Source organism: Qipengyuania xiamenensis (assembly GCF_019711495.1).
GTDB lineage: Bacteria > Pseudomonadota > Alphaproteobacteria > Sphingomonadales > Sphingomonadaceae > Qipengyuania > Qipengyuania xiamenensis.
Genome location: NZ_JAIGNM010000001.1, coordinates 501,265 through 521,793 on the forward strand (window position 1 = coordinate 501,265; position 20,529 = coordinate 521,793).

18 protein-coding genes are annotated in these 20,529 nt (G+C 62.9%); 7 read left to right on the plus strand and 11 right to left on the minus strand.

Translation table 11 applies throughout. The annotated features are described in order from the left end of the window. Positions 1-2: 2 nt before the first annotated feature. The 10 genes from alaS to dapA form a co-directional block, all read right to left on the minus strand. Positions 3-2,666 (minus strand): alanine--tRNA ligase, encoded by a 2,664-nt coding sequence (gene alaS / locus K3165_RS02470; RefSeq protein ID WP_221547280.1) that lies wholly within the window; start codon positions 2,664-2,666, stop codon positions 3-5. A 72-nt stretch (positions 2,667-2,738) separates the two neighbouring features. Further along, positions 2,739-3,365 (minus strand): glutathione S-transferase family protein, encoded by a 627-nt coding sequence (locus tag K3165_RS02475; protein ID WP_221547281.1) that lies wholly within the window; start codon positions 3,363-3,365, stop codon positions 2,739-2,741. A 221-nt stretch (positions 3,366-3,586) separates the two neighbouring features. Then, complete coding sequence (gene recA, locus K3165_RS02480) at positions 3,587-4,648, minus strand: recombinase RecA (RefSeq protein WP_221431302.1); 1,062 nt, start codon at positions 4,646-4,648, stop codon at positions 3,587-3,589. 113 nt (positions 4,649-4,761) lie between these two features. After that, positions 4,762-6,435 carry a DUF4139 domain-containing protein gene (locus K3165_RS02485; protein WP_221547282.1) on the minus strand — a complete coding sequence of 558 codons (1,674 nt, stop codon included), beginning with the start codon at positions 6,433-6,435 and terminating at the stop codon, positions 4,762-4,764. Positions 6,436-6,452: 17 nt separating this feature from the next. After that, complete coding sequence (locus tag K3165_RS02490) at positions 6,453-7,952, minus strand: DUF4139 domain-containing protein (protein ID WP_221547283.1); 1,500 nt, start codon at positions 7,950-7,952, stop codon at positions 6,453-6,455. A gap of 42 nt (positions 7,953-7,994) precedes the next feature. Beyond that, positions 7,995-10,478, minus strand: a complete 2,484-nt coding sequence (locus K3165_RS02495) for a hybrid sensor histidine kinase/response regulator (RefSeq protein WP_221547284.1) — start codon at positions 10,476-10,478, stop codon at positions 7,995-7,997. Beyond that, positions 10,475-11,008: a DUF2062 domain-containing protein gene (locus K3165_RS02500; RefSeq protein WP_221547285.1), complete on the minus strand. Its 534-nt coding sequence runs from the start codon at positions 11,006-11,008 to the stop codon at positions 10,475-10,477. The genes K3165_RS02495 and K3165_RS02500 overlap by 4 nt, the downstream gene beginning before the upstream one ends. Positions 11,009-11,188: 180 nt before the next feature. After that, a complete protein-coding gene (gene smpB, locus K3165_RS02505; RefSeq protein WP_221547286.1) occupies positions 11,189-11,671 on the minus strand; it encodes an SsrA-binding protein SmpB in 483 nt (160 codons plus the stop codon). Positions 11,672-11,831: 160 nt separating this feature from the next. Further along, positions 11,832-12,350, minus strand: a complete 519-nt coding sequence (locus K3165_RS02510; protein WP_221547287.1) for a DUF805 domain-containing protein — start codon at positions 12,348-12,350, stop codon at positions 11,832-11,834. Continuing rightward, positions 12,347-13,228 carry a 4-hydroxy-tetrahydrodipicolinate synthase gene (dapA, locus tag K3165_RS02515; RefSeq protein WP_221547288.1) on the minus strand — a complete coding sequence of 294 codons (882 nt, stop codon included), beginning with the start codon at positions 13,226-13,228 and terminating at the stop codon, positions 12,347-12,349. Before dapA ends, K3165_RS02510 begins: the two co-directional genes overlap by 4 nt. A 104-nt stretch (positions 13,229-13,332) precedes the next feature. Between dapA and K3165_RS02520 the strand changes: the two genes are divergently transcribed. The 3 genes from K3165_RS02520 to K3165_RS02530 are packed head-to-tail and all read left to right on the plus strand — an operon-like array spanning position 13,333 to position 16,275. Further along, a complete protein-coding gene (locus tag K3165_RS02520) occupies positions 13,333-15,285 on the plus strand; it encodes a lytic transglycosylase domain-containing protein (protein WP_247713859.1) in 1,953 nt (650 codons plus the stop codon). Positions 15,286-15,311: 26 nt separating this feature from the next. Next, positions 15,312-15,791 carry a transcription elongation factor GreB gene (gene greB, locus K3165_RS02525; RefSeq protein WP_221547290.1) on the plus strand — a complete coding sequence of 160 codons (480 nt, stop codon included), beginning with the start codon at positions 15,312-15,314 and terminating at the stop codon, positions 15,789-15,791. Then, positions 15,784-16,275 (plus strand): invasion associated locus B family protein, encoded by a 492-nt coding sequence (locus tag K3165_RS02530; protein WP_221547291.1) that lies wholly within the window; start codon positions 15,784-15,786, stop codon positions 16,273-16,275. Before greB ends, K3165_RS02530 begins: the two co-directional genes overlap by 8 nt. Positions 16,276-16,337: 62 nt before the next feature. Here the strand turns inward: K3165_RS02530 and K3165_RS02535 are convergent, their stop codons facing one another. Further along, positions 16,338-17,006, minus strand: a complete 669-nt coding sequence (locus K3165_RS02535) for an outer membrane protein (protein ID WP_221547292.1) — start codon at positions 17,004-17,006, stop codon at positions 16,338-16,340. A 293-nt stretch (positions 17,007-17,299) separates the two neighbouring features. Between K3165_RS02535 and rlmN the strand changes: the two genes are divergently transcribed. From rlmN to K3165_RS02555, 4 genes are all read left to right on the plus strand, one after another. Beyond that, positions 17,300-18,550 carry a dual-specificity RNA methyltransferase RlmN gene (gene rlmN / locus K3165_RS02540; RefSeq protein ID WP_221547293.1) on the plus strand — a complete coding sequence of 417 codons (1,251 nt, stop codon included), beginning with the start codon at positions 17,300-17,302 and terminating at the stop codon, positions 18,548-18,550. After that, positions 18,547-19,146, plus strand: coding sequence for a class I SAM-dependent methyltransferase (locus K3165_RS02545; protein WP_221547294.1), 600 nt, complete (start codon positions 18,547-18,549; stop codon positions 19,144-19,146). The genes rlmN and K3165_RS02545 overlap by 4 nt, the downstream gene beginning before the upstream one ends. A 163-nt stretch (positions 19,147-19,309) precedes the next feature. After that, positions 19,310-19,957, plus strand: coding sequence for an MOSC domain-containing protein (locus K3165_RS02550; protein WP_221547295.1), 648 nt, complete (start codon positions 19,310-19,312; stop codon positions 19,955-19,957). Between the two features lie 121 nt (positions 19,958-20,078). Next, a complete protein-coding gene (locus K3165_RS02555) occupies positions 20,079-20,468 on the plus strand; it encodes a glycine zipper 2TM domain-containing protein (protein WP_221547296.1) in 390 nt (129 codons plus the stop codon). The last annotated feature ends 61 nt before the right edge of the window (positions 20,469-20,529 follow it).

The window sequence follows — 20,529 nt, forward strand, 5'->3', positions numbered from 1 at the left end:
GGTCAGGCGTTTTCTTTTGCCAACGCGCCGCGCACTGCATCGAGCGCTTCGGAAGCCTTCGAGCCATCCGGCCCGCCGCCCTGCGCCATGTCGGCGCGGCCACCACCGCCCTTTCCGCCAAGCGCTTCGACACCGGCGCGAACCAGTTCGACGGCGCTGAAGCGGTCGGTGAGGTCGTCGGTCACGGCAACGGCAAACGCCGCCTTGCCATCGTTCACAGCGCAGATCGCTGCGACCCCCGATCCCATGCGCGTCTTGGCTTCATCGAGCAGCGGGCGCAGTTCCTTGGGGCTAAGGCCGTCGATTGCCTGACCGGAGAACTTCACACCGGCGATATCTTCGTCGGCAGGTCCGGCATCACCCGATCCGCCGCCGCCCAGAGCAAGCGCGCGCTTGGCCTCGGCGAGTTCCTTTTCGAGCCGCTTGCGCTCGTCGACCAGCGCCGACACGCGTGCGGCAGCCTCGTCGGGCGAGGTCTTGAGAGCGCCGGCGATGGCGCGCACGGTTTCATCGCGTGCGAGAAGCCACTGGCGGGCTGCTTCGCCGGTCAGTGCCTCGATTCGGCGTACTCCCGAGCTGACAGCGCTTTCGCTGACGATCTTGAACAGACCGATATCGCCAGTCGCCTCGACATGCGTACCGCCGCACAGTTCGACCGAGTAGTTCTTCCCCTCGCCGCCCTTGCGGCCCATCGACAGGACGCGGACCTCGTCGCCGTATTTCTCGCCGAACAGCGCCAATGCGCCGGCTGCCACCGCATCGTCGGGCGTCATCAGGCGCGTGCCGACCTTTTCGTTGGCACGGATTTCCTCGTTCACCTCCGCCTCGATGGCAGCGATGTCATCATCGCCCAGCGGCTTGGGGTGCGAGAAGTCGAAGCGGAAGCGGTCGTCGGACACCAGCGAGCCCTTCTGGGTCACATGCTCGCCGAGGCGATTACGCAGAGCCGCGTGGACAAGATGCGTCGCCGAATGGTTGGCGCGAATGCGATCGCGCCGACCGGCGTCGATCTCGAGATGCACGGCGTCGCCGACCTTGATGCTGCCCTTCTCGACCTTCGCGATATGCGTGTGCAGGCGGCCCAGCGGCTTGTTGGTGGTCGAGACTGCGATCTCGAGGCCTTCGGGCGTCCAGATGCGTCCGGCATCGCCGGTCTGGCCGCCGCTTTCGCCATAGAAAGGTGTCTGGTTGGTCAGCACGATGACATCGTCGCCTTGCGACGCGCTGTCGACTTCCTTGCCGTCCTTCACCAGCGCGACAACTTCAGCCTCACCCGTATCGGAGGTGTAGCCGGTAAATTCGGTCGAGCCTTCACGCTCGGCGATGTCGAACCAGACTTCCTCGCTCGCAGCTTCGCCCGAACCCTTCCACGCAGCGCGTGCGGCCGCCTTCTGCTGCGCCATGGCGGCATCGAAACCTTCCTTGTCGACGCCGATGCCGCGATTGCGCAGCGCGTCTTCGGTGAGGTCGTAGGGGAAGCCGTAGGTGTCATAGAGCTTGAATGCCGTCTCACCGTCCAGCGTGCCGCCTTCGCCCATGTCGCCGGTGGCTTCGTCGAGCAGCTTGAGGCCCTTGTCGAGCGTGCGGCGGAACTGCGTCTCCTCGCGTTCGAGCACTTCCTGAATCAACGCCTGGCCGCGCACTAGCTCGGGATAGGCGGCGCCCATTTCGCTGACGAGTTCAGGCACGAGGCGGTGCATCAGCGGTTCGCTCGCGCCGAGCAGGTGGGCGTGACGCATGGCGCGGCGCATGATGCGGCGCAGGACGTACCCGCGGCCTTCGTTGCTGGGCAGCACGCCGTCGGCCAGCAGGAAGCTGGTCGAGCGCAAATGGTCGGCGATAACGCGATGGCTGGCGGTCTGATCGCCCTCGGCCTTGACGCCGGTCAGCGATTCACTGGCACCGATCAGAGCCTTGAACGTGTCGGTGTCGTAATTGTCGTGAACGCCCTGCATGACCGCAGCCACGCGCTCGATGCCCATGCCGGTGTCGATGCTGGGCTTGGGTAGGTTACCGACGATCTCGTCCGCTTCCTGCGTGAACTGCATGAAGACGAGGTTCCAGATCTCGACGAAGCGGTCACCGTCCTCTTCCGGCGATCCCGGAGGGCCGCCCCAGATGTGATCGCCATGATCGTAGAAGATTTCCGAACACGGGCCGCAGGGACCGTCCGAGCCCATGGCCCAGAAATTGTCCTTGGTCGGGATCCGGATGATCTTGTCGTCGGCAAAGCCGGTGCGCTTCTTCCAGAGGTCGAAGGCTTCGTCGTCCGTGTGGTAGACGGTGACCAGCAGGCGCTCGGGATCGAGGCCCCACTCCTTGGTAAGCAGGGTCCAGGCGTTGTCGATCGCCTGTTCCTTGAAATAGTCGCCGAAGCTGAAATTGCCGAGCATCTCGAAGAAGGTGTGATGCCGTGCGGTGTAACCGACATTGTCGAGATCGTTGTGCTTGCCGCCTGCGCGCACGCACTTCTGCGCGCTGGTGGCGCGCGGTGCGGGCGGGGTCTCGAGACCGGTGAACGCATTCTTGAACGGCACCATGCCCGCGTTCACGAACATCAGCGTAGGATCGCTGAACGGCACGAGCGGCGCGCTCGGTACTTCAGCGTGGTCCTTCCCGGCGAAGAAATCGAGGAAGGAGCGGCGGATTTCGTTGGTCGACGTCATGGGAGCGCAGTTAGGCAATCACTGCGCGCGGGACAAGCGCGAATGCCCCCCGCTACGCGGCGAAATCCACTCCTACCAGATGAAGTAGGCCCCGCCACGCTCGCGGGCACGCTGCCACGCAGGACGAGCATGGATCGCCTCGACGAAGCGGGCGAGCTTGGGCGCTTTCTCGGCATAGCCCTGCATGACTGCAATTTCTGCAGGGAAACTCATCATTACATCCGCGGCACTCCAGTCCGAACCAACAAAGTGCAGGTCATCGGAGATGTTCTGCTCCGCAAAGTTCACATGCGCGGCAAACTGTTCTTCCACGCGGGGCATCATCGGGGCTGCAGCATCGCCGAGGCGACCGGCCATGATCTTGAGCATGACCGGCACGAAGAAGGAGCTTTCACCGAACTGCATCCATTCGAGGTGATCGACCCATTCGGAACTCGACCGGTCGGGGAGCCAGGCCTCGCCACCGTGGCGTGCGCAGAGATATTCGATGATGGCTCCGCTTTCGGCGATGAGGCGTCCGTCGTCCTCGATCACCGGAGACTTTCCGAGCGGATGGGCATTCTTGAGTTCCGGCGGCGCGAGATTGGTCACTGCATCGCGCTGGTAGGAGACGATCTCGTAATCCGCGCCCAGTTCTTCCAGCAGCCAGAGGATGCGCTGCGAACGGCTGTTGTTGAGATGGTGGACGGTGATGGTCATCGTGCTCTCCTGATTTCGAGCACCCTGCCTACGGACAGCAACGCGACCGCGCTACCCGCTTTATTCCGCGTCTGTCCTAAACACGCGAAAAGCCGGTGCGGCGCTCTGGATGAGTGCGCGCGCACCGGCTTTCCGTGTTTCCGGGAGCGCCGGGGGACAGTCCGGCTTTGACGAACGGCGGGGGAATGGTGCCGTACGCGCTCCCGCTTGAAGCGATGTGATCAGTCTTCCGCGTCCGGACCAGTCATCATCTCTTCGGCGACCTCGTCGGTTTTGCCGCGGATCGCAGCTTCCAACTTGGCGCACATTTCGGGGTTTTCCTTCAGGAAGGTCTTCGCATTCTCACGGCCCTGGCCGATGCGGACGCTGTCATAGCTGAACCAGCTTCCCGACTTCTCGACCACGCCGGCCTTCACGCCCAGATCGAGGATCTCGCCGATCTTGGAGATGCCTTCGCCATACATGATGTCGAATTCGACCTGCTTGAACGGAGGAGCGACCTTGTTCTTGACCACCTTCACGCGGGTCGAGTTGCCGATCACCTCGTCACGATCCTTGATCTGACCGGTACGACGGATGTCGAGGCGGACCGAGGCATAGAACTTGAGCGCGTTACCACCGGTGGTGGTTTCGGGGTTACCGTACATCACGCCGATCTTCATGCGCAGCTGGTTGATGAAGATCACCATGCACTTGGAACGGTTGATCGAGCCGGTCAGCTTGCGCAGCGACTGCGACATGAGGCGTGCCTGGAGGCCGACGTGGCTGTCGCCCATCTCGCCCTCGATTTCAGCGCGCGGCACGAGGGCTGCAACCGAGTCGACCACGAGAATGTCGATCGCGTTGGAGCGCACCAGCGTATCGGTGATTTCCAGAGCCTGCTCGCCGGTATCGGGCTGCGAGACGATCAGTTCATCGACATCCACACCCAGCTTCTTGGCATAGACGGGATCGAGCGCGTGTTCCGCGTCGACGAATGCAGCTGTGCCGCCAGCCTTCTGCGCTTCGGCAATGGCATGCAGCGCGAGGGTGGTCTTACCCGAGCTTTCCGGGCCGTAAACTTCGATCACGCGGCCCTTGGGCAGGCCGCCGATGCCGAGTGCGATATCAAGGCCGAGCGAGCCCGTGGAGATAGCCTCCACATTCATCGCTTCCTTCTGGCCGAGCTTCATTGCCGAGCCCTTGCCGAATGCGCGATCGATCTGCGCGAGGGCGGCGTCCAATGCCTTCTGGCGGTCTGCGTCCACTTTCTTTCCTTCTACAAGCTTCAGACTAGCCGCCATGACACATTCCCCTTTTGCATTTCCAGAGCCGGTATCGACTCTTCAACTGCCAAGGCATGTACCGCGTTTGTTCCACAAGAACAAGAGTGGAACGAAATTTTTTTGCAAATGGCCTATTCGTTGGTGAAATAGGCCTTCGGGCGACGGACTCTCCAACGCTCGTCATAAGTGCTGTTGGCAGGCACTTCCACGTCCACAACGAGATCGCCGTTCTTGACGTAGGCGTCCTGCCCCTGCGGGCGAACTTCCCAACTGGCAGGGTTGCCGAAGCTCACACGAACCAATGCGGGCGCATCGTTAGCGTTCGACAACACCATACGCATCGAGGTCCAACGCTTGCCGTTGTCGTCCGGTTCGGTTTCGCCCAGGTGTCCGCAGTTGGAGAAAACCTTTGCGCTTTCCCCGAGCGGCAGCTCGACTTCCTGCCCGACGGGGTAATCCCGCAGTTCGAGCTCGGCCACCAGCTGCGGACCGAGCGTCGTGCTCTCGAACGCACTGGCCTTCCCCATCGGGAGCGAGGCACCGAGTCCGAAATCGACCTTGTTTTCGGTGAAGAGGCGGATCTGGGCTTCCTCCAGGCCGTCTTTCTCATCCCCCGGATTGAATCGGTCATAGGGGTCGCAATAGGCAGAATAGAGCCATCGGGTACGGATCGCCTCGCGCGAGAGGAAGGCGATCTGCTTCATGCCCTTCGAGGAAACGGTGACCGGGCGCGGCACTCGGTAGAGCTTGAGATCGGCGAGGTTCTCCTCGCGCGCCATAGCCTCTTCGGAAACCACCGCCAGCGGACTGACAGAAGCCATCGCTTCACGCCGCATCCTCGAGCCGGTGACCACGATCACATCTTCGTTGAAGCCCTGCGAAATGCCCGGCGGGGGCGGAGGAGGCGGAGGCACGCCATAATTGATAACCGGAGAGCCGCTTGCAGTGCTGCCGATCGGATAGCAATTGAGCCTGAGGCCGCGCGCGCGGGGGCTTTCGGCAAGTTCTTCGAAATCGCTCTGGATCGCGATCTTGCCGGCGACGACCATAAGGTCTGCGTCGGGAAAGGACTGCCCGTTGTCGTTGAGGACGGTGAGCCAGCTGGTCAGCCCCATCGGAAAGGTCCCGTCCCGTCGTCCGTTGCCCAGATGCGCGACGTAATTCGCTTCCCAGTCGAACCCCCACGACAGGTAGGTCAGCACTATTTCGTAGGTCCCGCCGGTCTCGCTGTAGGTGTCGATGTTGAAGATGGGACGCGCCGAAAGCTCCGGCGGGACACCGTCGAAGGTGAGCTTTTCGGGCAGGCCCGAGCAGCGAACAGCCTCGAATTTGTCGCCGGTCTGCAGCACGATTCCGCCGTCGGCGCGGGTCCTGACGATCGCATCGCGGCTTTCGGATTTTCCCGTGCCGGGATTGAAGCGTGTTATCGTTACACGATTGCCGAGCGTCCGGTCGACGAGGGCGGCCGGTGACAACAGGTCGGCATTGCGGTTCTTCTCGATCGTGCCGCCGGGCAGGCCGGAGACGATTGCGCTCACCGCGACCATGCCTTCCGAAACGCCTTCGAACAGGATAGTCGAACGCCCGCGTGGCAGCGTGACCGTGCGCGTTTCGCTGATCATCGCGTAGCCGCGCGGGTTGTCCTGATCCATTTCGCCGCCCACGGACCGGTTAGGGTCGCGATAGACGGTCACCGCATAATGGCTCGCCTCCGAGGCGAACACACGCGCGCGCTCATCCTGCGCGGCCGCAGGAGTAGCGAGAAACGCCGCGAGAAAAGCCAGAGTGGCCGGAAGAATGCGCATTGCCGCGATCCCTCCGATCAATACTTCGTTTCGTAAACCACCCGGACAACGCGCTTGTCCTCTGCAGGCACACGCACGTCCCATTTGCGGGTCGAGGGACCCTGCTGCTCGCCGGTCACGTCCTCCGAAACGACGCGGTAGTCGCGCGACCACCACCCTCGATAGAGGCCGTCCTGGTAGAATTCGACATTCACCGGCGAACTCTTCGCGTTGTAGAAGGTGTAGCGCATGGTCGTGCGGTAGTATTTGATCTTCCGCTCGACCTCGACTTCGCGGGCGAGCTCGCCGTCCTCGAGAACGCGATAGCGGGTCGTCTTTTCCCATTCGTCCTTGTCGATTTCCTCGCGCTTCTCGACCTCGGCCTGGACATAGACGTCGAAGGCGTCGCCGGTGCGCAGGAAAAGATCGCTGCCCATCGGCGTGTGGCCGATACCGGCCTCGCCGATGAATTGCGGCGTACCCTGACGGTCGCGCTGGTAGAACCGCACGGTTCCGGCAGGCAGCGCATCACCCAGCCCCTGGTCGCGCGCGGTATTGAAGGAGATCGCGCTGCTCGCCGCGACCGGTTGCTCGTCGCGGACCAGCCAGCCCACGCGGCGTTCGTAACGGCGGCGGGCCGGAACGCCCTGCACATCGAGGAAGCTGACCTGCTTGGTCTGCGCATTGGCGACCGTGGTCCGCTCCTCGATCGGATAGAGGTAGAAGTCGCCCAGCGATTCCCGCTCTGCGGCTTCGGTGCCCGGCGTACGCATACTGCGCGGTTGCGGACGGCGGCCGTTTCCACCGGTCGCATCACCTGCGACCAGCAGCAGGTCGGCGTTCTTGAATGTCGTGCCGGTCTGGTTGGTCAGTGTCACCCAGCCCTGCATGTCGACGGTGCTGTTGCCCTCGTCGAAGAGAGCGACATAGTCCGCCGACCAGCCAAGTCCCGAGGTGAGGTAGCGGATCGAGGCCGGACGCGTACCCGAGCGGGTCGAATCGAGCGTGACGGAAAGAGTCGGACGGGCACGCAGGTTCGACGGCACCCGGTCGAAGATTGCGCGGACCGGCAGGCCGTCGTCACGCAGAACCTCGATACGGTCGCCGATCTTCACCACGACGCCGCCGGCAGTCGACAGTACCGTCGCCCTCTCGCGCGTTTCGGCGCCCGTCGCCGGATTGGTCCGCACCAGCGTGATGGTCTTGCCGATAGCCTTTTCCATGAGCTTGGACGGCGTCAGCAGGTCGAAATCGAAGTTTTGTTCGACGATCGAGGTGCCGGCAGCTGCGAAGCTCAGCGTCTCTGGCTGGATGCGCGCGGAGACATCGGGGAATGAAATCGTCGTCTGGCCGGCAGGAATTGACAGCTGGCGAACGTCCTGCACGAGGCTGCGGCCGCCATTGTAAATGGTGATCGCGACATCGCCCTGTGCCGTCTGGTCGGGATTTTCCAGCGCCTGCTCGGTCGACTGGGCTAGCAAAGGAGCCGCGCCCAGAAGTGCGACCGTGGCTGCGAACGAATAACTGCGTACCCTCATGGCAATCCCCCTTTTCTAGGACAGGATTGCACCGCCTTTCACTCAGGCGTCAACCTTGACCTGCTCTCCAAGCACTTCAGATACCTTGGCATTTATTTGCTGAACGCTGAACGGTTTCGGAATGAAGTGCATATTGTCGATGTCGATTTCGTTGCGAAGCGTCTCTTCGGCGTAGCCCGACATGAAGAGAATCGGGATCTTCGGCTTCACTTTGCGGATCGCGCGGGCCATTGCCGGGCCGTCCATCGCGGGCATCACCACGTCGGAAACGATCAGGTCGAACTCGGTATTGCCATTGGCGATCGCGGCAAGGCCCTCCTCGCCGTCGCTGGCAGTGACGACCTGGTACCCTGCGCGGGTAAGTGCACGCTGTGCCACGGCGCGAACCATGTCCTCGTCTTCCACGAGAAGGAGGTTGCCGCCACCCGACCATTCGCTGGCCTTGGGCTCTTCGGGGTCCTCGGTGCGCTGGTTCTCCGGCAGCTCGCCCTTGTGGACCGGCAGGTACACGGTGAAGCGCGCACCTGCAGGCGATCCGTCTGCCCCGCTGACATTGTCGGCGAAGATGAAGCCGTTCGACTGTTTGACGATACCGTAAACGGTCGACAGGCCGAGGCCGGTACCCTTCCCCTGCTCCTTGGTGGTGAAGAAGGGTTCGAAAATCTTGTTGAGGTGCTGCTCGGGAATGCCGCCGCCCGTGTCCTGCACGATCAGGACGGTGTAGTCGTCGGCGGGCATGATATCGATGCCCATCTTGCGCACATCGCGTGCAGAGATGCGGCGGGTGGCCAGCGTGAGCCTGCCCTTCCAATCCTGCTTGCCGGTCTTTTCGGCATGCGCCTGCATCGCGTCGCGCGCGTTCACGGCAAGGTTGATGATGACCTGTTCGAGCTGCTGCGGGTCGGCACGAACAGCGCCGAGCTCTCGGTCATGCCGCACGGTGAACTCGATCTTTTCGCCCATGAGGCGCTTCAACAGCTGGCTAACCTCGCTGACCACGTCCGGCATCTGGAGGACGACCGGGCGCAGCGTCTGCTGGCGGCTGAATGCGAGCAGCTGACGTGTCAGGCTAGCCGCGCGGTTCGAGTTCGCCTTGATCTGCTGGATGTCATCGTAATCACTGTCGCCCGGCGTGTGGCGCAGCAGCATGAGATCGCAATAGCCGATAATCGCGGTCAGCACGTTGTTGAAATCGTGCGCGACGCCCCCTGCCAGCTGTCCGACGGCCTGCATCTTGGTAGCCTGAGCGACCTGGCGGCGCAGGCGCTTTTCTTCGGTGGAATCGCTGATCGAGAGCAGCACTGCCGCTTCGCCCAGTCCACGAACGCCCGCAAGCCCGATGGACACCGGCTCTTCCTTGTCGCCGGCAAGGCGGACAGCCATGTCGCCGCTGGCGGTCGCGCCCTTGGCGAAGCGACGTACCGTATCAGCCATGGCCGACTTGTCCTCGCGTACGACGAGGTCTGACGGGAATTGCGGCAAGCCCTCGCTCTCGCGCTCAACCGCGCGCAGGAAGGCCTTGTTGGCGAAGAGGAAGCGCCCGTCGCGGTCTGTCAGCGCGAGGCCGAGCGGCAGCGCCGACAACAGCGCCTCGAGCTGGGGGATCGCGGCCTTGCCGCTGCTCTGCCAACCACCGCCGATGCCGACGCCACTGTCGACCAGCAGCATAAGCGATGGTGCTTGATCGGGCGGCACATCGCTACCGGTCTGGCGCGCATCGAGCGGCACGTGGACCAGCGTTTGCGGGGTACCCTGCTGCCCCTCGCGCGCGAAAAAGATGCGGTCGCGATCGTCGGAGCGCAGCAGCTGGACGAATTCCTGGCCTGCCAGCGAGGTGTTCTTGGCCCCGGTCGCCCTCTCACCAAGACCCGGGGTGGCAGCCTGGACGATCCCATCGGGCGCAACCAGCGCGAGCTCGATACCCGCACGCGACATCATCGCGCCGAAGGGACCGGAAACCCGCTCTGCGATACCTTCATATGACTTTTGACGGACGATCTCGGCAAAGCGCCAGACGAGGTAATCCTCGCCGCGCCCGACCCGCTCGATCTTCAGGATGAAGGAACGGTCGCCCGATGAAAGCTGCAAGCCCTCGCACTGGGCGTGGCCCTCGCGCCATGCCTGCCTTTGCGCATCGAGCAGCTTCTGCCGTGATTCCTCACCGAACTCGAGCTCGTGCGGCGGCGTATCTCCGCCGAACCACTCCTCGAAGGTTTCGTTCGAGCAGGTCAGGCGGTTGGCGCGATCGACGATGGCCACGGCGCGATGCGAATTGCGGATCGCAGCGGCGGTTACGGCCCAATCCGGCTGGCCCGGCTCGCTCGATTCCGGGGCGGCGCGCAGTCTCGCTGCAAGCAGGAGCGCGAACAGGATCGCCAGCAGTCCGCCGCCATAGGCGACCGCAGCCAGCGAAGTGCCGGCCGCGAGCCAGACGACCCCGACCGAGACGACGAAAGCCAGGATGATACCGAGCAGGAGCGGCAGTGGCGGCAGGCCTTGTGGGGTTTCGTCGCTGACGAAACTCACTCGCCCTTCTCCCCCATCCGCTCGTCGAGACGCTTTTCCATCGCGACAAGACGCTTACGACGACGGCGGGCAACGACAAAGCGCCACGTGAAACTTGCCACCAGATATCCCGCGCCCGCGCTGACGATCGCGAGCACGAGGAAGCCGAATGCCGTCACGCCGCCGACCTCGAGCCAGCGCGCCAGTGCGCCGCCGTCTTCGGCAAGATGCCCGGCCCCAGCCCCCATCGCGCGATCGATGTTGAGGACGAAACCGCCGGTCTTGTTCGCGAAAATCAGCCAGAACGGCAGGGTGAAAGGATTGGTGACGAAGGTAACGAGCGCGCTCAATGGCACATTGGCCCTCGCCGGGAGGGCCAAGAATGCCGCGAGGAAAATTTGCCCGATCGGGACGATGAATGCGGCAAACAGCCCGAGTGCAACACCGCGCGGCACGCTACGCCGCGTAAAGCGCCAGAGTTCCGGCGTCAGGAAGCGATGGGCGATTGGCTTGAGATACTTGTTGCGCGCCATTTCTTCGCGCGTGGGCATGTGTTTGCGGATGAGATCCGCAAGGAAAGTCTTTGACCTGGGTCCGCTCAACGCCACGCTCCCGCAATGCGCGCCGCAACCGCGGGACGCAAGGGCGCCGTATCAGCGATATGAAGTGAACCTGACATGATGTTCCATGTGGTAGCCGATCGGCGTTGAAAAAGGGGTAACGGAGTTCGATCAGCCTTTTTCGCGCATCAACCGGGCCTTGTCGCGTTTCCAGTCGCGTTCCTTGATCGTCTGACGCTTGTCGTGGGCCTGCTTGCCCTTGGCCAGCGCCAGCTCGACCTTCGCCCTGCCGGTCGAGTTGAAATAGATCGACAGCGGCACGAGCGTCATACCCTTGCGCTCCACCGCGCCGAACAGTTTTTCGATCTCGCGCTCATGGAGCAGCAGCTTGCGCGGACGGCGCGGTTCGTGGTTCAGCCGGTTGCCGTGCGAATATTCGGGAATGTTCGCATTGATCAGCCAAACCTGCCCGTCACGCACTTCGGCATAGCTTTCCTTGATGCTCGCCTCGCCCGCACGCAGCGCCTTCACTTCGGTGCCCTGAAGCGCGAGGCCCGCCTCGAAGGTTTCCTCGATATGATAATCGAACCGCACGCGCCGGTTGTCGGCGACGGTCTTCTGCTTGTCGAAAGTGGCGGGTTTGGGACGTGCCATAGGGTGCGCGCATGTAGGCGCTTGGAAGCAAAAGGCCAAGGGGCGAAACGGGATGCTCCGAAGCTGACGCCAATTCGCTGACCTTGTCAGGCAGCTTCGATTGTCGGAGGCTTACTTGACCTCGGTTACGGGAAACCCGGCCGATCGAGCGGTAGCCCCGCTATCGTAAGGCCCTTCCTTCGCCCAATCGGCCCAGTCGAGGGTTCGGCCCGAAGCGATTGTCGCCTTCGTCGGGAGGTACGAAGTAAGGCACAAAGCTCAGCAAAATCCCGATCACTCCCAAGAGGGTTACCCACCAACCGGAAAGGACCTTATCGACCCCGACAATTTCCGGACTGCCACCCTCGCTCAACGCTAGAAACGTGAAAAGTGGAAGCAAGAGAAGCGCGTACCATCCGCTCTTGCCCATGTCGTGCAACCGTCTTGCCATCAATGCCGGGTACGGCAGCAGATAAGCGATAGTCGTCAGTGTCGACCCCACAGTGGGTTCGGGATACCCCTCTTCACCCAATGCCAGCTCGAAGGCGCCTTGCAGAAACGAAGCCAGCAGGCCGCCGATCAGGGCGTAGGTCCAAACCTCGGTCCGGGTAGATCGACCGTGAAACCGGAACAGACCCGAGACTGTTTTCGCCAAATCACCGGGAATGTCGAAGAGCGGGCTGCGAAAACGCGAGGTCACAGAAGGCCGGCGTGGACCAGCGCCTCGTCGACTGCCTTGCGCGATGCTTCGCTGGCGTTGCACAGCGGCAGGCGGACATCGCATTCGAACCAGTCGTGGACGCGGCTGAGAGCGTATTTCACCGGCGCAGGGCTCGCGTCGGAGAACATCGCATAATGCAGCGGGAAGAGACGGTCGTTGAGCTCGCGCGCCTTGACGAGATCGTTGGCGGCGATCGCATCGTGGAATTCGGCGCACAGGGCCGGCGCGACATTGGCGGTGACCGAGATGCACCCTGACCCGCCCGCGGCCGAATGCGGCAGCCACAGCTCGTCATTGCCCGACAGCTGGCAGAAATCGCGGCCGATACCCATCCGGTGGTCGGCAACGCGCGAAAGGTCGCCGCTCGCATCCTTGATGGCGATAATGCGATCCGGGTACTTGTTGACCAGCTGGCAGACGGTCTCGTCCTCGATATCGGTCACCGTGCGGCTGGGCACATTGTAGAGCACGATCGGCAAGTCGCTGTTTTCCGCAAGAAAGCTGAAATGCGCGATCAGGCCGGTCTGGCTGGGCCGGTTGTAATAGGGCGCGACACACAGGCCCGCTGCAGCGCCAGCCTTCTTGGAAAACTGCATATGGAGCAGCGCGTTACGCGTGTCATTCGACCCGCAGCCGGCAATGACGGGCACGCGGCCCGCAGCCTGTTCGATGCACACCTCGATCACACGGTGATGTTCTGCGTTCGAGAGCGTGGAAGCCTCGCCCGTGGTGCCGCATGGGACCAGGCCCTTGCTGCCGTTTTCAATCTGCCAGTCCACGAGCCTGCGAAAAGCAGCCTCGTCAAACGATCCGTCGCGAAAAGGAGTCGCCAGAGCCGGTATCGAGCCTGAGAACATTTACGGGAGTCCTGCGTTAGAGATATGAAATAGGGCGCAATTGGGCACCCGATGTCGCAATTCATTCACCGCCTGATAAGGAGGGGCCGGGCATTATGTCCAGCATGGGCCGAAAAACTGTTATCTCGCTTGCACTTACGACCAGCGCCGCGCTGGCGTTCCCTGCCGTCGCCATGGCGCAGACGCCGACCAGCTGGCCCGACGGCAGCAATTCCATGGTCGCAAAGCAGTCTTCGCGCATGTCGCAGGTGCTTTCCGACTGGGAATATCTGACCAAGCGCGATGACCTCTCCTTCGCGAGCTATTCGGGTTTCATTACCCGCTATCCTCATTTCCCGAAGCAGGAACTGCTGCAGCGCCGCGCCGAAGCCGCGCTCGACCGTGATGCGGTATCGCCGCAGCAACTGGTGGCTTTCTTCGACAAACATCCGCCGATCACGAATGGCGCAAAGGCACGTTACGCGCTCGCCCTCGCCTCGCTGAACCGCCCGGAGGCGCAGGAACTTGCGCGCGAAGCATGGCGTGGCGGCAACATGAGCGGGCCGGCAGAAGCCTATATGCAGGGCCTGTTCGGTCAGGCGCTGACGCCCGAAGATCACGATGCGCGCATGAACGCGCTATTGTGGCAGGGCGAAATGGAAGCGGCCTCGCGCCAGATCGTGCGCGTTTCACCTGCTTATCGCGACATGGCACAGGCTCGCCTTGCGGTGCTGCAGGGCTCGACGCCCAGCGAAGCCGGCATTGCCGTGCCGAGCGGTGCGCTCAACGACAGCGGCTACGTGTTTAATCTTGCACGTCACTATCGCTCCACCAGCAATCTGCCGCAGGCGATCAACCTGCTGGCCACCCGCGCCGATTTCGCGACGCCTGCATTCGACGGCACCGCCTTCGTTACCGAAAGCCTGCGTATCGCACAGGGCGCCGATGCCCGCAGCGCGGTTCGCATCGCCTCCAAGGTCGACGACCTGTTCGAGCCGGGCACCGACATCTCGGACGGCTCCTTCTCACTGCGCGACAAGTACACCGACCTGATGTGGCTCGGCGGCACCAAGGCGCTCTGGTCGCTGGGTGACGGCGAACAGGCCGCACCGCTGTTCTATCGCTATGGCGCTGCTGCAAAGACCCCGCTCACCCGTTCCAAGGGTTTCTTCTGGGCCGGTCGGGCCGCCGCCAAGTCCGGCAACCGCGCCGAGGCCGAGCGCTACTGGAACATGGCCGCTGCCTATCCCGATTATTATTATGGCCAGCTGGCATTGAGCGAGCTCGGTCGCTCCGTCCCGGCCTTCGCGCCTATCCAGACTGCGGGCATCACCGAGGCCGACCGCACGGCGTTCAACGCCGATCCGCTCACGCTGGCCTTGCGCGAAATGGCGAACAACCGCCGCGCATGGCAGACCGAGCGTGCTTTCTTCGAGGCGCTTTCGGAAAAGGCGCGGACGCCGACGCAGATGGCACTCGTGGCCGAACTCGCTCAGGAAACCGGCCTCAATGAAATGGCCGTCGTTGCCGGAATGGTCGCCGGCGAGACCGGTGTCGCCGGTTTCGAACGACTGGGCTTCCCGACCGTCCCGACCCATTCGGGCGCGAACTGGACCATGGTTCATGCGATCGCCCGACAGGAAAGCGAATTCGACCGCACCCGCGTCAGCCATGCTGGCGCGCGCGGCATGATGCAGCTCATGCCGGGCACCGCTCGCGAGGAAGCAGGCAAGATCGGCGTCCAGTACATGTCCGCCAACCTGACCGAGAGCCCGAGCTACAACATCCGTCTCGGCGATGCTCACTTCGCCCGCCTCATGGACCGCTATGACGGCGCCTATCCGCTGGCGATTGCCGCCTATAACGCCGGCCCGGGACGCGTGAACCAGTGGCTCCGCCTCAATGGCGATCCGCGCACCGGCGCGGTCGACTGGGTGACCTGGGTCGAGCAGATTCCCGCGAACTTCGAAACCCGCTATTACGTGATGCGGGTGATCGGCAACGCGGTGACCTATGCGAACATGCATCCGGACAAGTCCCGCAGCTATGAGCGCGATATCCGCCATTACCTGCGCTGACTTTTGCCGCTAGGGACGCTCCTGCAATGCAGGGCAAAACCAATCCGATAACGCCGCAAGGCTATGCCGCGCTCAAGGCGCGCTACGACCACCTGCTCGGCAAGGAGCGGCCCGAGATCGTGGAGATCGTCAGCTGGGCGGCGGGCAATGGCGACCGCAGCGAAAACGGCGATTATCTCTACGGCCGCAAGCGCATGCGCGAAATCGACCGCGAACTCGGCCATTTGTCGCGCCGGATGAAGGCTGCGCGGGTCATCACCCCGGCAGAGCAACCCGACAAGTCACGCGCCTTCTTCGGCGCCACCGTCACGCTGGCGGATGAGGACGATAACGAGAAGGTGGTCACGCTTGTCGGCGACGACGAACAGGAAGCCAGCGCCGGACGCATCGGCTGGTCCAGCCCCATGGCACGCGCCCTCAAGGGCGCCGCAGTCGGCGATCTTCGCGTGGTCCGCCTTCCGGGCGGCGACAAGGAATGGGAAGTGATGGCGATCGATTATGCGTAACCTCGCCCTCCTTTCGCTGGCGGCTTTGGCCGCACTTGCAACCCCGCTCTCTGCCAAGGAAAGCCTCGGCATCTTCTCCGACTGGGGCGCATTCCGCGATCCTTCCGTACCGCGCTGCTATGCCATCGCCGAGGCCGAGGAGAGCCGCTTCTCGCGCGAATTCGAACCCTATGCCACCATCGGGACATGGCCCGCACGTCGCCTTCGCGGACAGGTCCATTTCCGTTTGTCGCGCGCAATCCGCGAGAGAAGTCGCGTTTCGCTCCGGATCGGGCGCCAGACCTTCGCCCTCACCGGCGGAAAGGCAGACGCCTGGGCACAGAACCCCACGATGGACGCCGCGATCGTAGCCGCAATGCGCTCTGCCGAAACCATGACGGTCCGCGGTACGGACACGCGCGGCCGGCGCTTCTCGGACAGCTATTCGCTCGCCGGGTCGGCCACCGCGATGGATGCGGCCACCCTCGCCTGCCCCCGGCGATAGGCAAGAAAAAGGGCCGGAAGCAGAGCGCTCCCGACCCGATTTCCTGATGGTTGCGGCGTCGCTTAGAAGCGCATGCCGAAGCCTGCCATGACCTGATGACGGTCGATGTCGATGTCGCCAACCTGCACGTCGGGCGTGTTGCCGTCGAACTTGATCGTGGCATCGCCATAGTTCGAGTAGCGATACTCCACCTTGGTGTAGGTGTTGTCGCTCAGCGCATATTCGACGCCAGCGCCCAGACGGTAACCGTCGGCCTCGAGATCGGCGCGGAAGTCCTGCGTGCCATCATTCGAGCGCAGGTTGTAGCGCATGTTGGTGTAACCGCCCTTTGCGTAGACGAGCAGATCGTCATTGGCCTTCACACCGACGCGTGCGCCGGCATAGAGGTCGCGGCCCGCTTCGACGTTACCGATACCGAAGCCTTCGAAATCCCCGTCACCGAATTCGGTTTCGGCGGTCGAACCGGTGTATTCGCCCTCGAGGCCAATCACGACGCCACCTGCGTCATAGTCGTAGCCAAGGCCGACACCGTAGTTGAGGCCTTCGATCGACTGGTCGTTATCGGCCGCGGAATCGTCGTCGACGCTGCTTCCGGCCTGGCTGACATCGTAGCCGCCGAGGATCTCGGCGCGGAAGCCGGTGAAGGTATCTTCATCCGAATCCTGTGCCATTGCGGGTGCTGCCGTTGCCAGGATCGAACCCGCGACGAGAAGGGCTGCAGTCTTTTTCATGTGTGTACTCCGTTATTGTTTTCCGCCGTCATTGCGACCGCGTGGACCAGTGAAACGGAGCGTGAGCGAGTTCAGTTTCATGAACATCGCACAACAGGAAAACGTTGTTTTTTAGTCACATAAGTGTCGATGAGTGGACGATTTCGAGCGACGAACAACGGGAACTCGCAAGCTGCGACGAACCGACTATGCTGTTCGACGGAAGGTGGGAACGCGTCGGCTTCAGCGGGATTGTTTCGCGCCCGCGCGCAGGCTTTCAATTTCTCGCAGGCAGGACTATATGCGCCGCTCCCATGGCAGATACGAACCTGATGAGCATTCCCGGGCAAGTGGACCCGGTTCCCGTTGCGCGTGACATCACGCCGCGCGCCGATGGCCGCTTGGACCTGATCGGTCTGCCCAAGGAACGGATCCGCGAACTTTTCGAGGATGCGGGGCTCGAGCCCAAGCAGGCCAAGCTGCGGTCCAAGCAGGTGTTCCATTGGCTCTATCATCGCGGCGTCACCGATTTCGACGCGATGACCGATATCGCCAAGACCATGCGCCCTTGGCTGACCGAACGTTTCGTCATCGGCCGCCCCGAAGTGGTCGAAGCACAGCACTCGACCGACGGTACGCGCAAGTGGCTGCTCAAGACCGCCGACGGTCACGAATTCGAGATGGTCTTCATCCCCGACGCCGACCGCGGGACGCTGTGCGTGTCGAGCCAGGTCGGCTGCACGCTCAACTGCCGTTTCTGCCACACTGGTACGATGAAGCTGGTGCGCAACCTGACGCCGGGCGAAATCGTCGGGCAGGTCATGCTGGCGCGCGACGCGCTGGGCGAATGGCCCAAGGGTTCGATGGCCGGCCTCGACGAGGCTGAGGACGAAGGCCACTACAGCTCGGACGGACGCCTGCTCACCAATATCGTGATGATGGGCATGGGCGAACCGCTCTATAACTTCGACAATGTGAAAAGCGCGCTCAAGCTCGTGATGGATGGTGCGGGCCTCGCCCTGTCGAAGCGCCGTATCACGCTTTCGACCAGCGGCGTGGTCCCTGCCATGCAGCGTTGTGGCGAAGAAATCGGCGTAAACCTTGCCGTCTCGCTCCACGCGGTGACCAAGGAAATCCGCGACGAAATCGTCCCCCTCAACAAGAAATACGGCATCGAGGAACTGCTCGAAGCCTGCGCCGCCTATCCCGGGGCCAGTAACGCCCGCCGCATCACTTTCGAATATGTGATGCTCAAGGACAAAAACGACAGCGACGAGCATGCGCACGAACTGGTTCGCCTGCTCAAGCAGTATAACCTGCCCGCCAAGGTGAACCTCATCCCGTTCAACCCCTGGCCCGGTGCTGCCTACGAAACCTCCACGCCCGAGCGTGTTCGGAGCTTCTCCAACATCGTCTTCGAAGGCGGTATTTCGGCGCCCGTGCGCACCCCGCGCGGCCGCGACATCGATGCCGCTTGCGGGCAGCTGAAGACGGCTGCCGAAAAGAAGAGCCGTGCCCAGCGTGACCGTGAGGCGGCAGAAGCTGCCGAGGCCGCCGGGGCGTGAGCGCCGATGCGGCGACGATTGCCTATTACGAGGCAAACGCGCCGCGCTACACGCTGAGCTTCGGACAAGCGCCCAGTCGCCACCTCGACACATTCCTCGACCGGCTGGAACCGCGTGCCTGCATTCTCGAACTGGGATGCGGCGGCGGAAGGGATTCCGCGCGGATCATCGAGCGTGGCTTCGACCTCGAGGCTACCGACGGAACACCTGCGATGGTCCGCAAGGCGAACGAGCGCTTCGATGTCGGCGCGCGGGTCATGCGTTTCGACGAACTAGATGCCGACGCCCAATATGATGCGGTTTGGGCGCATGCATGCCTGCTTCACGTCGCTCGTGCAGATTTGCCCGCAGTGCTTGCAGCTATTCGCAATGCCCTGCGCCCCGGCGGGTGGCACTTCGCCAACTACAAGTTGGGCGATGCTGAGGGACGTGATCCGCTTGGCCGCCTGACCAACCTGCCGGACGAGAGCTGGCTGGAGGCAATCTATCACGATGCGGGTTTCGAGATCGTGGCGACCGAACGCTATCGCGGCAAAGGTGCCGACGGTGTGCAACGCGATTGGTATGCGCTGACCTTGCGGTCTCCGGAGAGCTGATGAAGCGCTTGGCGCTTTCCTACGAAGGCGCTCTGTGCTGAAAGGCCTGCATGGCAGCCCGGAAACAACCGCGAACCGCCGGAAAACGTGCTCTGATGACCTCCAGCATTTTTCCGTTCTGGACCGTGTTCCATGTGTTCCACACTGTAGGAGAAGCAGCGGCATGAGCGTTACCGTCAAGGCGATCTGCACCGGCCTGCCCCAACCCTTCAACGGTGCCGAACTCAGCGCAATCGCCAAGCAGCCGGTCGACGGCCCCGTCGTGATCCGCACCTTCGGCATCGAAGGGGACACGGTGGCCGATACCAAGCACCACGGCGGGCCCGACATGGCCGTGCACCATTACCCCCACGATCACTACGCCGATTGGGACGCATGGCTGGGCGGACACGACCTTCTCGCGGGCCCGGCAGCCTTCGGTGAGAACCTGGTGATGGACGGGTTTATCGAAACCGGCGTCCTCATCGGAGACCGCTTCCGTTTCGGTAGCGCGCTGCTCGAGATCAGCCAGCCCCGCCAGCCATGCTGGAAAATCGAACACCGCTTCGGCCGCAAGGGCATGGTGAAGCGCATCGTGAAACAGCACAATTGCGGATGGTATTACCGCGTCCTCGAAGAAGGAGAGGCGCAGGCGGGCGACACCTTCGAAAAAGTCGAAAGCGGCCATGACGGGTGGAGCGTCGCGCGTCTGTTCGCCAAGCTCTACGATCCCGCCGACAAACCCTCCGCGGCCGAACTGGAAGAGATCGCGGCACTGGATCGTCTTTGTGAGCCTTGGCGCGACAAGGCGCGCAAAGCACTGGAATCGTGACGGCTCATCGCGCCCCAGCAGTCGGTTTATCGCTAATTTGGGATTAACGGCATTCGTTCAGCCGCGGTTGTAATCCTTGGAGCAATGTGCATGCCGATCCACTCTCATTTGGGGACGCAGAATGAAGAAATTTGCAATCGCCTTTGCTGCTGGCACGCTCGCCGTGACCGGTATCGGTACCGCCGCTCCGGCAGCCGCCGATCCGCCCTCCTGGGCCCCCGCCCATGGCAAGCGCGCCAAGGACCGCGCCGCACGCTACGATTCGCGCGGCTACTACGTCGAACCGCGCCGCATCACCCGCGACAGCTACATGTGGCGCGGACGCGACGGCCGCTATTACTGCAAGCGTGACAATGGCACGACCGGCCTCGTCATCGGCGCAGGCGTCGGTGCACTGGCAGGCCACGAGCTCGCCGGTCGCGGCGACAAGACGCTGGGCGCAATTCTCGGCGGCGCAGTTGGTGCCGTTATCGGTCGTGAAATCGACCGCGGAAGCCTTCGCTGCCGTTAATCCTAAGGGTCGCACCTTCGAACCCGCGGCGTCGTCACCGAACACGGTGGCGGCGCCGCTT